Raw genomic sequence first — 15,234 nt, forward strand, 5'->3', positions numbered from 1 at the left:
GACCTAAGCGCAGGGTGGCGGAACTACAACTGTAAGCGGGGCCTGGTAAGCGGCCAGATGATAAGGAAAGGTATGCTGCTGATTGGGAATGAAAATACGCGGCAAAAACTCGAATGAAGCGAGTGGAGACGCGAAAAGATGCAGTGAAGGAAGATTCTGAACGCGTTCGCTGGTTTGCTGGTCTTTCTTCGCCTCCTGGGCTTTCAGCTTTTTAGCCAGGAAACAATGCCCGTCGCAATGGAGCTGCGGTTTGTCTCGATTTTCGCAAAGCACACGTGTAATGTACTCTTTGTTGATCTGGTAATATGCGATGGTACCCCACTGACTGAATGTCGGCAGGATGGTTGCGATTAGCCATATGTATAGCAGAGTGGTACGCATCGTTAGCGAAGCAAATATAGTTACGGAATGTTTGCGACATTTATATTAGATAGAGATTTACCCGATCTTTTACGCAAAACCTCCCGCTTGTTCGTAGGCTCACGTTCGTTTTAATATGAAAAAATCATTACAGTGCCTGATCCTGCTACTATTTACCGGGCTCCATTTGCTCCCCCTGGCCGGACAGGATCTGTCGGGTTACTGGCAGGGAATGGACTATGGGCCGAGACCAGCGACGGTTTCCTACTGGCCTGGTGCCATGCAGATTACCCAAAACGGCAACAAGCTTACCGGCGACTTTTTACAGCAGGTAACCAGTCAGACGAACTACTTTGCCAGGTGGGATATCAGCAATGGAACTGCCAGCGGGAATGCAGGCGAAATGCATTTCGCCGTCATCAAAGAAATAAATGTGGCCGACCCTGCCCTGTTTTGTTACAGTAAATATTCTTTCACCTATGATCCGCGGGAAGAAAAGATAACGGGCTTGCGGGAGTTTGACTGTGCGGGCATGAAGCTCACACTTGAACTTTACAGACTGCGGCTGAAATCACCCGATACATTTTGTAAAGGAGAAGTTGCCAGGCTCGAAGTAACCGGCAAAGATGTACGCTGGTACGCGGACCCAAAAAAATCAAAATTGCTTTATCGGGGCAACATTTACCAGACACCGATCACCGAAACTGATACCTTTTTTCTCTCCCAAACCTTTCACGACACAGAAACGCCTGTAGTACCTGTGATTATCAAGGTTAATGAGGCCAGGATTACGGATATCGGGCTGACAGATGCCAATTGTGGGAAAGACAACGGGACTATCACGGTAGCAGCCACAGGCGCTGAACCTGTTACTTACAGCATCGATAATGGTGCATTTCAGACATCGCCGGTTTTCCAGGGGCTTTATCCTAAAACATACAAAATAACGGCCCGGACATCTGCCGGTTGTACAGATACCCGGGAAGCGACGGTGGGAAAGCGCTTTATGCCCAGCTTTTTACAGTTACATACCTTGAATCCGTGCGAAGCCGGTTCAAATGGTATCAGCGCAGTTGCCCAGGGCGGTTATGACCAATTTTCTTATGCATTGGACGATGGTCCATTCCAGGGAACAGGCTATTTTCCCGACCTGCCTGGCGGCGAGTACCTCGTGAGAGCAAGAGATTTAGTAGGTTGCGAAGTCAGTTCGATGATAAGAGTACCTGATGCAGCGGAGAGAGGAGTAACATTGCAGAATGTGGAAGTGCAGAACGGAAACTGCGGTGCGAAATTTGGCTCCGTTACGATCACCGCCTCGGCTACGGGATTACTCAGCTACTCACTTGACGGACTTACTTATGTAAGCTCGCCATTTTTCGGTGAAGTTGAACCAGGCACCTATACTGCTTATGCTAAAAATCAGGGCGGATGCGTTGCCAGTAAACTGATCACAGTCAGCACAGCTCCTGCTCCCGTGATCCACCATGTAACCGAACGAAATCCTAGCTGCAATGGAAGCGACGGATCTATTTCAATCTACGCGACCGGCAGCGGCCCCTTGTTGTACTGGATAGACGCAGGTGATTTCAGAAGTGACACACTATTCACCGGGTTATCGGCAGGTAGTGGGACCGTATTCGTCGCCGATACCGCAGGTTGCAATGTAGGCCGCTCTTTCCGAATAGTGGAAGATTGTTTGGCGCAGGTATTTATTCCAAATGCATTTTCCCCTAACCTCGACAGTAAAAATGAATCAATGGATCTCAAATTTTCGGGAGACGCATTGAAGATCCGGTATTTCAGGCTGTATAACCGCTGGGGCAGTGTGATCGCCCTGCGTGACGAGCAGACTGTCGAGAGTGGCTATGCTTTATGGGACGGTTTTTACAAGGGCACCAGGGTGCAGCCAGGGATTTACCCCTATGAACTCATGATCGAATTCACCGACGGCCGGACTCAGGTTATCCGCAAGACCATTACCCTGCTGCGTTAACAGTACGCTGGCAGCATTTTTTTGAAGGTGGCATTATGAAAACTATAATCATAATTTTTCTCATGATGGTCAACCTAGCGGAACAGCCGCGCAAGGTTTTGCTGTTTCATAACGCAGCAGGCCAGCAACTCCTGAAATCACAGTTGAAAAAACTGGAAGCAGCTCAGGACGGATTTCGGGAGCGGGACATTGAAATAGAGTCCATTGCGGCTTCTGCACAAAATGCCGGCAAATGGAAAAAGTGGCAGGTCGACAGCTCCGAGGCATTTACTTTCATCCTGGTTGGCCGCGATGGCGGCGAAAAGCTGAGGTCCACCGAAGTTGTGAAAGTGAGCAAGCTCTTCGGCCTGATTGACGCGATGCCGATGCGGAGGAGAGAAATGAATGAGTGAATGAGCCACCGTGGAACGGGGAATGAGTGAATAAAAAAATATCTTGGCCGTGGCAGCGACGGCTACATTAAAACACAATTTATGTCTATTACAAAAGAATCTGATTTACAGGGAATGCAAAAGGCGAGTGAGGCGGTTGCACAAACATTGAAGAAAATGACCGACTACGCGCAGCCCGGAATGACCACGAAAGAACTCGACGAGTATGCAGCGAAGTTGCTGTCGGAGTTTGGAGCAAAGTCTGCGCCGCATTCGACCTACAAATTTCCAGGCTGGACCTGTATCAGCGTCAATAATGAATTTTGCCACGGAGTACCTTCCACTAAAAGGAAATTGCAGGAAGGCGATCTCATTAACATCGACGTTTCAGCCGAGCTGGACGGTTTTTGGGCGGATAATGGCGGCTCGTTTGTTCTTGGACTGGATATTCACAGACACCAGAAGCTTGTGGACGCTTCGAAAGAGATTTTGCTGAAAACGATCCATAATATCAGGGGCGGCGTCAAAATAGCGGACATTGGTTACCTGATGGAGTCGGAAGCCAGAAAACGCGGGTTTAAAGTAATCAGGAACCTGGCTGGTCACGGTATTGGCCGCGGGCTGCACGAACAGCCCAATGAGCTGATGAATTTCAGAAACAAAGCCGATCACAGACGTTTCAAGAAAAACTCGGTTGTCGCAATCGAAACATTTATTTCAACCACATCCTCCTACGCTACCGCGCTGAATGACGGCTGGACAATGGTCGGAAACAAAGGCGGTTTCATGGCACAACACGAACATACCATTGTAGTAACCGACAATGCACCGCTGGTACTAACGGCAATGAATGGGATCAACTGACTACACAAGGTTACGCCACTATAATGAAACAAAACAGCGCCCCGGTATCCCGCGGCGCTGTTTTGTTTCATTGCTCTATTTCACTTTTGCATTAAGCCAGCTCCCACTCTCTCCTACCATGGACAATTGGCTGGTGCCGGGAAGTATTCTTCACTGAAAAATTGGCCGGTTGGTCCTTGCTCGTCGATGAATGCGAACTTGATAATGCGTTGCGCGGCTTCTTCTGCTGTGCTCGTGCCCTGATGACCGGTGAAGTCGGTTTTTGTCCAGCCGGGACAAACTGCATTGACTTTGAAAGCGGTGTCACGAAGCTCATACGCAAGATTGATCGTGTACATATTGAGCGCAGCTTTGGAAGATTGGTACGCCACATACCGCGTTGGATAACTGGCATTGCTGAGGTCCGATGCCAGGTTAAGGGACGCCATACTGGTACTTACATTCACAATGCGCGGCGCTTCCGATTTTCTCAGCAAATCGATCATCGCCTGCGTTACATCCACCACACCGAATACATTCGTTTCATAAACGGTTTTAAAAACATCGCTGGCGGTTGCAAGTGCCGACTGCTGAAAGCCGCCTGAAATCCCCGCATTGTTAACGAGAACATCCAGGATACCTGTTTCAGCAGCGATCAAATCCTTCGCCGCGCTGATCGATTGCCGGTCCGTAACATCAAGCTGCACCGCCCTGACATTGTCAAATCCTTGTTCCCTGAGCTTTTCTGCTGCGATTTGTCCGCTGCTCAAATTCCGGCTTCCGATGTATACTAAAAATCCATTTTGGGAGAGCTGTTTGGCTACTTCCAACCCGATCCCCTTGTTTGCGCCTGTCACTAATGCTGTTTTCATTTTTGCCTGTTTTAATTAACAGGTCAAAAGTAGCGGTAAGCTGGAGAGCACGAATGGACGAATCATTTCACTTGCTGGACAAATCGCGCAAATCCTCCAAAAAGGCGCTTACACTCTTGCCCGTGCTCTTTTTGAAAAGTCGTGAGAAGTAATCAGGATCATTGAAACCCAGATCATAAGCAAGTTCTTTAACCGGAACGGGCGAATAATGCAGCTTTCGCTGTGCCTCCTGCATAAGCCTGTGCGTGATCCATTCTTTGGGTGAAAACCCGGAAAATTCCTTCACAACACTGTATAGGTTGCTCGTGGTCATCGCGAGCTTATCAGCAATCGTGTGTACATCCTGCTGCTCGGTCAGGTGTGTTTCCACAGCCAGCTTGAAGGCGACATACTTTGAAAGTTTTGCATTCGTAATGCTATCAGGATAGCCCTGCTGCTGATATGCGCTGTTGATCTCGGTGAGCAATGCGTGCAAATGCGCCAGGATAATATCCGCGTTCCGCTGCTTGCCGGGCGAATGAAGCAATTTGAACAAAGTAGAAAACAGTCCTTTCACGCGGATCTTCGATTCTGCGTCAAACGAAACGGCGTTGCTTCCAAAAGGATTAACAAGAAAGGAATAAGCGTGCGGCAGCAGCGCCAGCGTATTTTCATCAAAAGAAACTGCATAATGCTGGTCTTCCGGATTGAATGGCATGTTGGTAAAGATCTGGTTCGGCAAGCCAAATACCAGTTGCCCGTCCGACAATGTGATTTCCTGCAGATCTGCCTTGAAGGTTGCACTGCCCTGGTCCACGTACATCAGATAATAAAATGACAATCTGTGTGGGTTGAACAGCTTTTCAAGAACATTCTCCGGCAGTGGTATCGCGCAATTTTCATTGACAGCAATCGACAATTTCTCGTGATGCCTGATCTGATCCAGTAAGCCCGTTGTTTCGCGCATTGTTAATTATTTTACGTAAACTAAAACCAAAACCGCACTAATAAATTCCATTGCAGGTTATATTTGTTTTTTACATATACGCTCATGTACAAGACAACTTTCGAAGAACTCTGCGAACGCTTTACGAGCGGCGACTCGGCCGATCTGAGTGCGTTGCTACCCGAGGGGATACAGGACGAGGTCGGACATTTTAATGTGTTCAACCTGGACGAGATTCTGCCGACACAGCGCGAAAGGCCTACGGTATCCTGTGCGTCCCGCGCATTCTACAAGATCAGCTTCCTGACCGGCCGCTCGCAGGCAGACTACCCCGATCGCAGCATTGAAATTTCGAAGCCTACACTCGTTTTTACAACACCCAAAAGTCCGTTCTACTGGTCACCGGCGGGACAACAAACCGGCATGTTCTGCGTATTTACCGCTGAATTTCTGCATCCGGCAAAAAGTGGGGTGATGATCGACGAGCTGCCCATTTTCAAGTCGCCCGAGCATCCTATTTATGCTTTGTCCGATGACGATATCGCCCGTACCCAGCGCATTTTTGACAACATGAATGAAGAAATCAACTCGAACTACGCTTATAAGTACGACTTGCTGCGTGCCTACACGCTTGAACTGATCCACCTCGGACAGAAGCTGCAGTCGACCGTCATGCTGCATCCTAATCAAAGCGCTTCGGCACGCACTACTTCCCTTTTCCTGGAATTACTGGAAAGACAGTTCCCGCTCGAAAGTCCGCAGCAGAAAGTAATGCTCCGGACTGCCAGCCAGTTTGCAGACCATCTGGCGGTGCATATCAACCATTTGAACAAAGTACTTAAAGAAACCACCGGACTGACCACCACGGAGCTCATCGCCGGACGGATTGTGCAGGAAGCCAAGGCGCTGCTCCGGCATACCGACTGGAGTATTGCCGAGATCGCCGAGAGTCTGGGCTTTTCAGACTTTGCCCATTTCTCCAAATTCTTCAAAACAGAAACCGCCATTGCTCCCGGCGCTTACCGCAGTCAGACAAAAAGTTTGAATTATACATAAATCTGATTGGTTGTAACAAACCGGCTTTTCGACGAACAGGGGACATTTGCATTGTTTTAAAATCAATTCAAAAGTCCCATGACAACTCAGAAAATAGCATTGGTAACCGGCGGAAGCCGTGGAATAGGCAGAGACATTGTACTTAGTCTTGCCGGAAAAGGAATTGACGTCATCTTCACTTACCGCAGCAAGCAGAACGAAGCCGAGAAAACGGCTGCCGCTGTGAAGGCACTTGGTCAGAAAGCAGTTGCACTTCCTCTCGACACCACTGATACCAGCGGATTTGAACCCTTCTTTGAACAGGTTGCAAACGCATTGCAGACTACATTCGGCACCGACAAATTTGACTTCCTGATCAACAACGCCGGAACCAGCCTCACAGCGCCTGTCGCTGAGACCACGGAAGCGCAGTTCGATGAAATGATGAACGTCCATTTGAAAGGGGTTTATTTCCTGACGCAAAAAGCATTGACGCAGCTGCGTGATGGCGGCCGGATCGTCAATATATCCTCAGCGGTAGCGCGTGTCAGCTTTCCGGGCGTATCTGCTTATGCGATCATGAAAGGCGCGATAGATGTGTATACGAGGTACCTTGCACTGGAACTTGGCAGCCGGGGCATTGCCGCCAATGTGGTTGCGCCGGGAGCGGTATTTGGCGGCAGCACCATGGAGGATACCCCGGAAATGCGCGCATTTGTTGCAGGCGCAACTGCGCTGGGGCGCGTGGCTACTCCCGAAGATATCGGCGGCGTGGTGGCATTCCTTTGCAGTGATGAAGCACGCTGGATAAATGGACAGCGTATCGAGCTGACCGGCGGAATGAATCTGTAACAAGCATCTGCACAAAGGCCGTGGCAAACCTTCCGCCTAAATCACTGAGCCGTGAGGTTTGCCGCGGCTTTTACCTGCTGATGTAAGTTTCAAATTTCAGGCTGCGATTTTTCTCAATTACAAAAGCCGCGTCGGTTTTAACAGCGGCTGCACCTTGCGGATAAGGCAGGGTATCGTTAAACTGAAATCCGTAGCATCCTTTCGTTGTTCCGGAAGTAAATGAAACTGCATACCTGCTGCCTTTTTCAACGTTGATCTCAGGCGCGAAATGGAGCCGCTTTGCAGCCCAGCCTATGGAATCAGGTGATGCTACCGTTGAAAACAGCGGCTTACCCTCCGGAATGCCGGGTGTTGTTGCGCGGTAAATGTTTAACGTGAGTCCCGCATCAGGATCGCCGTCGCGGAATGTCGTGATGTTGACCGAAGTCAGCTTACCCGTTTTTGTTGCGGTAAAAGACTGGCTCCGCTCCTTCCCGTTTGCTATATCGCATTGTCTTGTAAAACCATTCAGGCCCGATGAAGTCTCAGGTTTTTTCAGGTTGGCCGGACTGCTTTTTTCACCTAACCTGATCCTGATATTTTCAGCCGGATTACACGGGATCGGCTCGATAGCGCCGTCAGCAGTGAACTTTAATGGCGCCCAGAAGTAGTTGGCAAGTGCCTCATTCCTGGCTGCATTGTTCCAGAGATCGCTGCCGTACAGGTATACTGTTTCCGAATCAAACTGAATGGTCGAAACGAAAGAAGGCTGCCCGCCGCAGGATTTGTCGCTGATGCGGATACCCTCCGACCACGGCCCGAGTGGCGATCTGGCAGTGCGGTACGAAGTGCCCGTACCCGAGCAATAACCGCAGTTTGGATCCGAATAGAGCAGATAATAAATGCCGTTTCGCTTCATCAAGCCCGGCGCTTCCGTTTTGCCCGGCGTTACAGCCTTCACGTGCCTCCCGGTACCTGAAAGAAAATCGGGCGTCAATTCTTCTATCACGATTGTACCTTTCGTCCGCCAGTCGGTATATGCTACATATCCCTTTCCATCCTCGTCGACGAAAGTATCGTGGTCTCCATTGTTCAAGCCTGCTACTTCTGCATCATTATTGACCGCCAGCTTGGGATTGTCTACTTCGGTAAAAGGTCCCGCAGGGCTGGTGCTTGTAAATACCCTGAAACCGACGCGGTTGTCATATACATTTACCCACAATACATATAAACCTGTTTGTTTGTTGAAGATTACGTGCGGACGAAAGCAGCCGTAAGTACTTCCATTGCACCTGCTTTGCCAAACCGGATTTTTGGCGTCAAACAGATAGCCTCTGTCAGTCCAGTTGACCAGATCAGGAGAAGCGTAAACTTTGAAACCGCAAAACGGCGCGGACTTGTTCTGCCACGCAAAACCGCAATCGTAGCTCGTCCCGTAGAGGTAGTAAGTGCCATCAAAATAGGCGATTTCGCCATCATGCGCATCCACAGCATCGCCTGCTACGTCAAAGCGTGTCACCTGTTTGCCCGCTTCGTTGAAGTTTACAATACTGACAGGTGAAAGCGATTTCGTTTTCCTGCCGCGCGACTTCTGCTTTCCCTGTGCATTTGCGTGGTGATTCGAAGCAATGAACAACAACAGGCAAGAGGCGAAAAGCAGTTGCAGAACTGTACTGATTTTAGATTTCATCGGCTTTTTTAAAATACGATCCGGTTGGGAATGCAAACCTAGAAGCCCGGACGAAGGCGACAAATGGCCGAATTGCATGATCTCTTACATATTTTGCTCAGGAACGTTTCAGGTAACTGGCGACTACCCTCCCGGCCTTACCGGAATATTGGCACGCGCGCCCCCTGATATTGGCCGGATTGCCCAGCTCCGCCCGAGATTATAACAGGTAATTTTGATGTATATAAATGGTGTCAAGGTGATTTAACACATTCATTATGAACAGAGAAATTGTTTTCTTTCACGGCGGCGGATCAAAGGAAGATTATGAGGCAGACCAAAAGCTGGTCGATTCGCTAGTTACCGAGCTTGGCCCCGGAACCGCGGTTCATTATCCTTACCTGCCTAATGACGCCACGCCGGACCTGGGCAGGCGCAGACAGATTGGTCAGGAAATTGCAGAAAGTCGTGATGGTGTAATCCTGGCCGCCCATTCACTTGGGGCCTCGATGCTGCTGGCCTATCTCTCCGAAAACACAGTTGAAAAGTCAATTGCCGGCATATTCCTGCTGGCAACACCATTCTGGGACGGGGACGAAGATTGGGTTGAACCGTTCAAGCTGCTGCCGGATTTTGCGGCCAGGCTGGATACGCAGGTACCATTGTTCTTTTACCATTGCCGCGATGACGAGGAGGTGCCATTGGCACAGTTCGACATTTACAAACAACAACTTCCATGGGCTACTTTCCGGCAGCTTGAAACCGGAGGCCACCAGTTCCTTCATGGTTTAGAGATTGTTGCAGCAGATATCAGGGCGCTACAATCACGCTGAAATAGCCAGGTTTGCCTTGTTGACTACCCATGAATATCAGCTTGTTATTCCCCTGCCAGCGCGGCTGGTAATCCGGCGACGGGATAAGACCCGGCAACAAGCCGACCTGCCTTACCTTGCCTGTCGCCACATCGCGCACCCACAGGCTGTACGCAAATGTAATGGGCTCGGTTCTTGTACTCAGGAATGCAACTTGCTTGCCGTCAGGCGAGAAAGAAGGAGTGGTATCGAGCCAGCCGGGCTGCGTTTCAAAATAGCGGGACTCGCCGGTGCCCTCGGGAGAATAGAATGAAATGGCGACGCGGTAATCTTTCCCACCACCTTCACTGCGGGCCCGGGCTACGGCAATGGAGGCTCCGTCGGGAGACCAGTCTATCTCTGCCTGCCTGATGCCGTTAAATTCACTGGCTGGCATCTCGGGTGTTAGCGGAATCGCATTTCCGCCTGCTGTCGACACTTTCCACAGGCGTGACGTTTGCTCCGAAAGCGTTGCAAAAGCCAGCCACTTTCCGTCCGGCGACCAGGCTAATCCATATTGCTGCGCTGGCGGCACACCAGGAATTACCCGCTTCTGTTCCGACGCTATATCGTAAATCACGAACCCGTTTTCTGCGGAAGAATAATAAGCCAGTTGCTTCGCATCAGGTGAAAACCTGCCGCCGCTTACCTGCGTGCCGATACGTTTTACAGACACCTCTTTTTCATTTTCAAGCTTGGCCAGATACAATGTAAAATCGGACTGACCGGCCCCATTTTGAGTGAAAGTGGCATAAAGCGCCCACTTTCCGTCTTCGGTCACATCCCCGCCGCCTACATACTCCGAAGTTCCGAATGCGGGATAAAGCGCAGATTGCGATAAAGATCCGCTGCTAACCATAATCACATTGGAATTCACGTCAGGTGCGCCTTCGGCTTTGGATACAATGCGCGCAACAAGCTGAGCGCCCTGAGCGGCAACGGGGATACTGATTGATTTTTGATCCGCTTTAACGGTCCGGTAAGTTTTGAATGGGCCCAGCTCGCTGTTGGCTATCTGAATCTCATATTCCTCAGCTTCGGTATTTGCAACATCGGGACATGGACTGGTGATGCAAATAATGCGATATTCTTCCCACGTCAGGTTATAATTCCCATCACTAACAGCGATCCGCAGCCCGACCGGCCTCACCAGCCTGGACGGATCCACCGTTTTGTCTGAACATGAAAGGAGGATTGAAAATGTGACGAGCAGAAGTAGGGCGCGGCGTTTCATAGAAGATCGTTTACAGGTTAGCCTTTGCAAGACGCATGGCGGTCCCAAATGGTTGGTAATGCGCACCTTCAATTCTGCTGGATTCACCAGGGCGCGTATCCCGGTTCACATTTTCTTTCTTTATTGCATATTACAAAGTCGATTCCGGCAATGGGAGTGATTTGAGTATACAGCCGGTTTATTACCTTCGTGCCAAATCAGTTTCCGGAACATGGTTTTGGAGCTACTGGATCAGTTTTTGTTAATGGATTTGAGGAATTAAAAAATAATATGGCATCAGGATTTTTTGCGATTTTAGACGATATAGCCTTTCTAATGGATGACGTCGCGCTGGCGACGAAAGTGGCGACCAAAAAAACGGCGGGTATTCTCGGTGACGACCTGGCTGTGAATGCAGAAAAGGCAACAGGATTTTTGTCCGAACGCGAGTTGCCGGTCTTGTGGGCAATTACAAAAGGTTCGCTGCTGAACAAGCTCATCATCGTACCGATCGCTTTACTGTTAAATGTATTCCTCCCGGTCGCTATTACCTATATCCTCATCTTAGGTGGTTTATACCTGGCTTATGAAGGAGTAGAGAAAATCGTTGAATACTTCTTCCATCATCCTAAAAAAGAACAATCCGTTGTTGAACAACGCGAGCAGGAAAGCCCGGAAGCCGCGGCAATCAATGAAAAAGCGAAGGTTAAATCGGCAGTTACTACCGACTTTATCCTTTCCATTGAAATCGTCATCATCGCACTAGGCAGCGTGCTGGAAGAAAGCCTGGCCATTCAGATTATGACCGTTTCTGCTGTCGCATTGGTAGCCACGGTCGGCGTTTACGGCATTGTGGCATTGATCGTGCGGTCTGACGATGCAGGTTATAAGCTGATCAAAAAATCCGACGACAAAGGTTTCCTGTCCAAAGTAGGCCACGTACTCGTGAAGGCACTACCTATTATGATCAAGGTTCTGGGCTTTGTTGGTACTATCGCATTAATACTGGTAGCAGGCGGGATTTTTGTTCATAATGTCAAATACTTCCATCACATTCTCCCTGATCTTCCTTCTATCGTCAAAGAGGCTGCCCTTGGCCTCGGTGCGGGACTGATTGTCTTTCTGCTGGTAAGCATTTTCCAAAAAGTATTTTCCCTGGGTAAACACTAGGCTGCATTTAAGGCTCTCCTGCCTGTCACGTCAGTAAATTCATTGCGCTGAATAACCCAAAAAATTATTTTACATACAAAACATGAATTTACATTTTCATTTTACATACATTTAATGAATTAATTGCTGATCCAATGAAAGGGACCAATCTGGGTGAATTTGAGGAACTGGTACTGCTGACTATCGCCGCCCTCGGCCAGGAAGCTTACAGCGTCGCCATTTGCGACGAACTGGAAAGATATACCGGCCGCTCCGCCAAACTCGGCGTCGTACATGCGGTATTGAACCGTCTTGAAGAAAAGAGCCTGAGTAAAAGTTACCTCGGCGATGCAAGCGCAACCCGGGGCGGAAAGCGGAAGCGGTTTTATGAAGTAACCCACGCAGGCAAGGTCGCACTCACCCGTGCCAAAGAAGTGCGCGAGAACATCTGGAGGAACATTCCCGGCTTTAATCTCGAAGGCTCAATATGAAAGAGACTACCCCCCGGCCCCCCAAATGGGCGACCGATTTCCTGAGATGGTACTGCCGGCCAGGCCTGGCTGAGGATCTGGAAGGCGATCTGTTTGAGTATTTCACACGAAACGTGCGTAACAAAGGAGCCAGGCGTGCGCGCCTGATCTATATCATAGACGTGATCAAGTTCCTGCGGCCTTATACCATCCGAAAAATAGATCCACTCACCTTTTTGTCTCATTTCTTTATGATCGGCAGCTACTTAAAAACGTCGCGGCGCAGTCTGGTGCGCAACAAATTGTTCTCGATGATCAATATCATTGGCCTGGCTGTGAGTATGTCGGTAGGGCTGCTGGTGATTTCCATTGTGAGCGACCAGCTGGCTTACGATGATTTCCATGAGAAAAAAGATCGCATTTACCGGGTAATCACGCGTTTTCAAAACGACGGACAGTCGCCTATCAACCTGGCTTCTACCTCGGTGAAAGTGGCGCAACGCATTCCTGATGCGGTTCCGGGCATCGAGAACTTCACCGTGATGCGCACGGGCTTCTCGGGTGACGCGCAGGTGGGGCAAAATATCTTTCCGATTGAAGCGACCTGGGCCGATCAGTCCTTTTTCAAAGTCTTCACTTTCCCATTGATCGCAGGCGACCCGGCGACGGCGCTCAAAGAACCCTACTCGCTGGTACTTACAGCAAAAACGGCCGAAAAGCTCTTTGGAAGTACGGACGCGATCGGGCGCACTGTACGTTTCGATTCCCTCGACTACCAGGTAACCGGCATTGCCAAAGATGTACCTCACCTATCCCATATCCGCTTTGACGCGCTCATTTCCTTCGCCTCCGCAGACGCGCTGATCGGCAAGAAGGACAATAACTTTTATGCATGGAACAGTGTATGGTCCAACTACGTCTATATTACGGTTCCAAAAGGCGGCTCAACGGCTGGCATGCAGCGCGCGCTAAATAAGCTGAGCGCGGCAGAAAACAAAGCTTTACAAACCGCGAAAGTGACTGTTTCGCTGCAACCGCTGCACGATATCGCAATGGGGCAGGATCTGTCCAATAACATTGGACCCAAAACAAACCCTATGATCCTGTGGGCGCTGGGCGGGCTCGCCTTCGTGATCATTCTTTCTGCCTGTTTCAATTATACCAATCTTTCCATTGCGAGGTCCCTGCGGCGCGCCCGGGAGGTGGGCGTGCGGAAGCTTATCGGTGCGCACCGGAGCCACGTACTGGGACAGTTCATTGCCGAGGCAGTAATGATTGCGCTGCTTGCACTGCTGTTTTCATTTGGTTTATATGCATTCCTGCGCACAGAGTTCCTCTCGCTCGACAAGCACATTGCCCAGCTTTTCACATTGAACCTCTCGCTGGTGACAGTACTCTGCTTTATCGCGCTCGCGGCGGTGACAGGAATCCTGGCGGGCGTATTACCTGCATTGTTCTTTTCCAAAATCAACGCATTGTCGGTGATGAAAGACAGTGGCGGACTTAAACTTTTCAAGCGGATCGGATTGCGCAAAACGCTGATTGTAGTACAGTACGTGCTTTCCCTGATCTTCATAGCCACCACGATGGTTGGTTACGGACAATACAAAGGTTTCCTGAACTTCGACCTGGGCTTTTCAACTGAAAACGTACTGAATATCAAGCTGCGCGGTGAAGAGGCCGATGCATTGAAGAAAGAGCTGGCCGAGCTGCCGGAGGTAAAAGGAATATCAACATCCAGGATGATCACCAGCGTAGGCAGCTTTTATGGAGAAACAGTGAAGTACAATCCGGGCGATTCCGCATTAGTCTGGCATAATACTGTGGACGAAAACTATATTCCCGTGCACCAGCATAAATTACTGGCAGGTACCAACTTCAAGCTGCGCCCCGAAAAGGGAAAGGAAAGCGAGGTCATTGTGAACCAGCAGGTATTGAAGCGCTTCAATATCGCCGGACAAGATCCTCAAAAAGCATTGGGAGAGTTGATCACGGTGGGCGGAAAGAAGCTGGCGATTGTGGGCGTGTTGAAAGATTTCCACTACGGAACAATGGAAAGCAAAATTGACCCTGTGATGCTCCTCTATTCGGCAAGCGAGCCCAGTGGTTATCTCAACCTGAAAATAGCTTCCGGCGACCTTGAAGCCACGATCGAGAAGGTGGAAAACATCTGGAAGAAGTTCGACAAAGTACATACCCTCGAAGCACGTTTTTACGACGATCAGATCCAGGAAGCTTACAGTCAGTTTTCTGTAATGATCAAAATCGTAGGCTTTATCGCGTTCCTCGCGATATGCATTGCCTCGCTGGGATTGTTTGGAATGGTCGTTTTTACAACGGAAACAAAACTCAAAGAGATTAGTATCCGCAAAGTACTAGGCGCAAGCCAGGCAGGATTGGTGTTCCTGCTGTGCCGCAATTTCCTGTTGCTGCTCGCCATTTCGGCGGCTGTTGCATTGCCGGTCACCTATGTGCTTTTTGATCAGATATTCCTGACGAAATTCGTTTATCATCAACCCATCGGCATGATTGAACTGGTAAGCGGCGCCATTGCAGTGATGTTGCTGGCATTGTTAATGATCAGCTGGCAAACGGCCAAGGCAGCCCGGAGCAACCCGGCTGAGATACTGAAAAGCGAGTAGCTCCAGACTG

14 protein-coding genes are annotated in these 15,234 nt (G+C 49.7%); 9 read left to right on the forward strand and 5 right to left on the reverse strand.

What is annotated here, in order from left to right; all coding sequences use genetic code 11:
* Positions 1-3: 3 nt before the first annotated feature.
* Entirely contained in the window at positions 4-381 is a 378-nt protein-coding gene (locus AC1XTG_RS02970; RefSeq protein ID WP_056287150.1) for a hypothetical protein, read from the reverse strand.
* Between the two features lie 115 nt (positions 382-496).
* On the opposite strand from AC1XTG_RS02970, the gene AC1XTG_RS02975 reads away from it, so the two are divergent.
* The 3 genes from AC1XTG_RS02975 (at position 497) to map (ending at position 3,588) form a co-directional block, all read left to right on the forward strand.
* The gene (locus AC1XTG_RS02975) at positions 497-2,353 is read left to right on the forward strand and encodes a T9SS type B sorting domain-containing protein (RefSeq protein ID WP_484840956.1); all 1,857 of its coding nucleotides are present in this window, start codon (positions 497-499) and stop codon (positions 2,351-2,353) included.
* A gap of 62 nt (positions 2,354-2,415) precedes the next feature.
* Positions 2,416-2,745 (forward strand): DUF4174 domain-containing protein, encoded by a 330-nt coding sequence (locus AC1XTG_RS02980; RefSeq protein WP_484840957.1) that lies wholly within the window; start codon positions 2,416-2,418, stop codon positions 2,743-2,745.
* Positions 2,746-2,826: 81 nt separating this feature from the next.
* Complete coding sequence (gene map, locus AC1XTG_RS02985; RefSeq protein ID WP_484840958.1) at positions 2,827-3,588, forward strand: type I methionyl aminopeptidase; 762 nt, start codon at positions 2,827-2,829, stop codon at positions 3,586-3,588.
* A 113-nt stretch (positions 3,589-3,701) separates the two neighbouring features.
* Here map and AC1XTG_RS02990 read toward each other — a convergent pair whose 3' ends face one another.
* Both AC1XTG_RS02990 and AC1XTG_RS02995 read right to left on the reverse strand, forming a co-directional pair.
* On the reverse strand, positions 3,702-4,439 hold the full coding sequence (locus AC1XTG_RS02990) for an SDR family oxidoreductase (RefSeq protein ID WP_484840959.1): 738 nt from the start codon (positions 4,437-4,439) through the stop codon (positions 3,702-3,704).
* Between the two features lie 67 nt (positions 4,440-4,506).
* Positions 4,507-5,385: an AraC family transcriptional regulator gene (locus AC1XTG_RS02995; RefSeq protein ID WP_484840960.1), complete on the reverse strand. Its 879-nt coding sequence runs from the start codon at positions 5,383-5,385 to the stop codon at positions 4,507-4,509.
* Positions 5,386-5,469: 84 nt separating this feature from the next.
* On the opposite strand from AC1XTG_RS02995, the gene AC1XTG_RS03000 reads away from it, so the two are divergent.
* Positions 5,470-6,420 (forward strand): helix-turn-helix domain-containing protein, encoded by a 951-nt coding sequence (locus tag AC1XTG_RS03000; RefSeq protein ID WP_484840961.1) that lies wholly within the window; start codon positions 5,470-5,472, stop codon positions 6,418-6,420.
* Positions 6,421-6,498: 78 nt separating this feature from the next.
* Positions 6,499-7,251 carry an SDR family NAD(P)-dependent oxidoreductase gene (locus tag AC1XTG_RS03005; protein ID WP_484840962.1) on the forward strand — a complete coding sequence of 251 codons (753 nt, stop codon included), beginning with the start codon at positions 6,499-6,501 and terminating at the stop codon, positions 7,249-7,251.
* A 70-nt stretch (positions 7,252-7,321) separates the two neighbouring features.
* Here the strand turns inward: AC1XTG_RS03005 and AC1XTG_RS03010 are convergent, their stop codons facing one another.
* The gene (locus AC1XTG_RS03010) at positions 7,322-8,920 is read right to left on the reverse strand and encodes a family 43 glycosylhydrolase (protein WP_484840963.1); all 1,599 of its coding nucleotides are present in this window, start codon (positions 8,918-8,920) and stop codon (positions 7,322-7,324) included.
* Positions 8,921-9,177: 257 nt separating this feature from the next.
* On the opposite strand from AC1XTG_RS03010, the gene AC1XTG_RS03015 reads away from it, so the two are divergent.
* Positions 9,178-9,732, forward strand: coding sequence for an alpha/beta fold hydrolase (locus AC1XTG_RS03015; protein ID WP_484840964.1), 555 nt, complete (start codon positions 9,178-9,180; stop codon positions 9,730-9,732).
* Here AC1XTG_RS03015 and AC1XTG_RS03020 read toward each other — a convergent pair.
* A complete protein-coding gene (locus tag AC1XTG_RS03020) occupies positions 9,710-10,984 on the reverse strand; it encodes a hypothetical protein (RefSeq protein ID WP_484840965.1) in 1,275 nt (424 codons plus the stop codon). The two genes, AC1XTG_RS03015 and AC1XTG_RS03020, sit on opposite strands and share 23 nt — an antisense overlap.
* A gap of 270 nt (positions 10,985-11,254) precedes the next feature.
* On the opposite strand from AC1XTG_RS03020, the gene AC1XTG_RS03025 reads away from it, so the two are divergent.
* The 3 genes from AC1XTG_RS03025 to AC1XTG_RS03035 all read left to right on the forward strand — a co-directional run bounded on the left by AC1XTG_RS03025 (position 11,255) and on the right by AC1XTG_RS03035 (position 15,224).
* Complete coding sequence (locus tag AC1XTG_RS03025) at positions 11,255-12,133, forward strand: DUF808 domain-containing protein (RefSeq protein ID WP_056288509.1); 879 nt, start codon at positions 11,255-11,257, stop codon at positions 12,131-12,133.
* A gap of 134 nt (positions 12,134-12,267) precedes the next feature.
* Positions 12,268-12,603, forward strand: a complete 336-nt coding sequence (locus tag AC1XTG_RS03030) for a PadR family transcriptional regulator (RefSeq protein ID WP_056287118.1) — start codon at positions 12,268-12,270, stop codon at positions 12,601-12,603.
* Complete coding sequence (locus AC1XTG_RS03035) at positions 12,600-15,224, forward strand: ABC transporter permease (protein WP_484840966.1); 2,625 nt, start codon at positions 12,600-12,602, stop codon at positions 15,222-15,224. Before AC1XTG_RS03030 ends, AC1XTG_RS03035 begins: the two co-directional genes overlap by 4 nt.
* Positions 15,225-15,234 lie beyond the last annotated feature (10 nt).

Source organism: Dyadobacter sp. HNCC25DJ183, assembly GCF_056895175.1.

What these genes read in the sequence shown, in the direction of transcription:
- AC1XTG_RS02995 (WP_484840960.1), bottom strand. Translation starts at nt 5,385, where the DNA reads ATGCGCGAAACAACGGGCTTACTGGATCAGATCAGGCATCACGAGAAA.
- AC1XTG_RS03010 (WP_484840963.1), bottom strand. Translation starts at nt 8,920, where the DNA reads ATGAAATCTAAAATCAGTACAGTTCTGCAACTGCTTTTCGCCTCTTGC.
- AC1XTG_RS03030 (WP_056287118.1), top strand. Translation starts at nt 12,268, where the DNA reads ATGAAAGGGACCAATCTGGGTGAATTTGAGGAACTGGTACTGCTGACT.
- AC1XTG_RS03015 (WP_484840964.1), top strand. Translation starts at nt 9,178, where the DNA reads ATGAACAGAGAAATTGTTTTCTTTCACGGCGGCGGATCAAAGGAAGAT.
- AC1XTG_RS02970 (WP_056287150.1), bottom strand. Translation starts at nt 381, where the DNA reads ATGCGTACCACTCTGCTATACATATGGCTAATCGCAACCATCCTGCCG.
- AC1XTG_RS03035 (WP_484840966.1), top strand. Translation starts at nt 12,600, where the DNA reads ATGAAAGAGACTACCCCCCGGCCCCCCAAATGGGCGACCGATTTCCTG.
- AC1XTG_RS03025 (WP_056288509.1), top strand. Translation starts at nt 11,255, where the DNA reads ATGGCATCAGGATTTTTTGCGATTTTAGACGATATAGCCTTTCTAATG.
- AC1XTG_RS02975 (WP_484840956.1), top strand. Translation starts at nt 497, where the DNA reads ATGAAAAAATCATTACAGTGCCTGATCCTGCTACTATTTACCGGGCTC.
- AC1XTG_RS02990 (WP_484840959.1), bottom strand. Translation starts at nt 4,439, where the DNA reads ATGAAAACAGCATTAGTGACAGGCGCAAACAAGGGGATCGGGTTGGAA.
- AC1XTG_RS03000 (WP_484840961.1), top strand. Translation starts at nt 5,470, where the DNA reads ATGTACAAGACAACTTTCGAAGAACTCTGCGAACGCTTTACGAGCGGC.
- AC1XTG_RS03005 (WP_484840962.1), top strand. Translation starts at nt 6,499, where the DNA reads ATGACAACTCAGAAAATAGCATTGGTAACCGGCGGAAGCCGTGGAATA.
- AC1XTG_RS03020 (WP_484840965.1), bottom strand. Translation starts at nt 10,984, where the DNA reads ATGAAACGCCGCGCCCTACTTCTGCTCGTCACATTTTCAATCCTCCTT.
- map (WP_484840958.1), top strand. Translation starts at nt 2,827, where the DNA reads ATGTCTATTACAAAAGAATCTGATTTACAGGGAATGCAAAAGGCGAGT.
- AC1XTG_RS02980 (WP_484840957.1), top strand. Translation starts at nt 2,416, where the DNA reads ATGATGGTCAACCTAGCGGAACAGCCGCGCAAGGTTTTGCTGTTTCAT.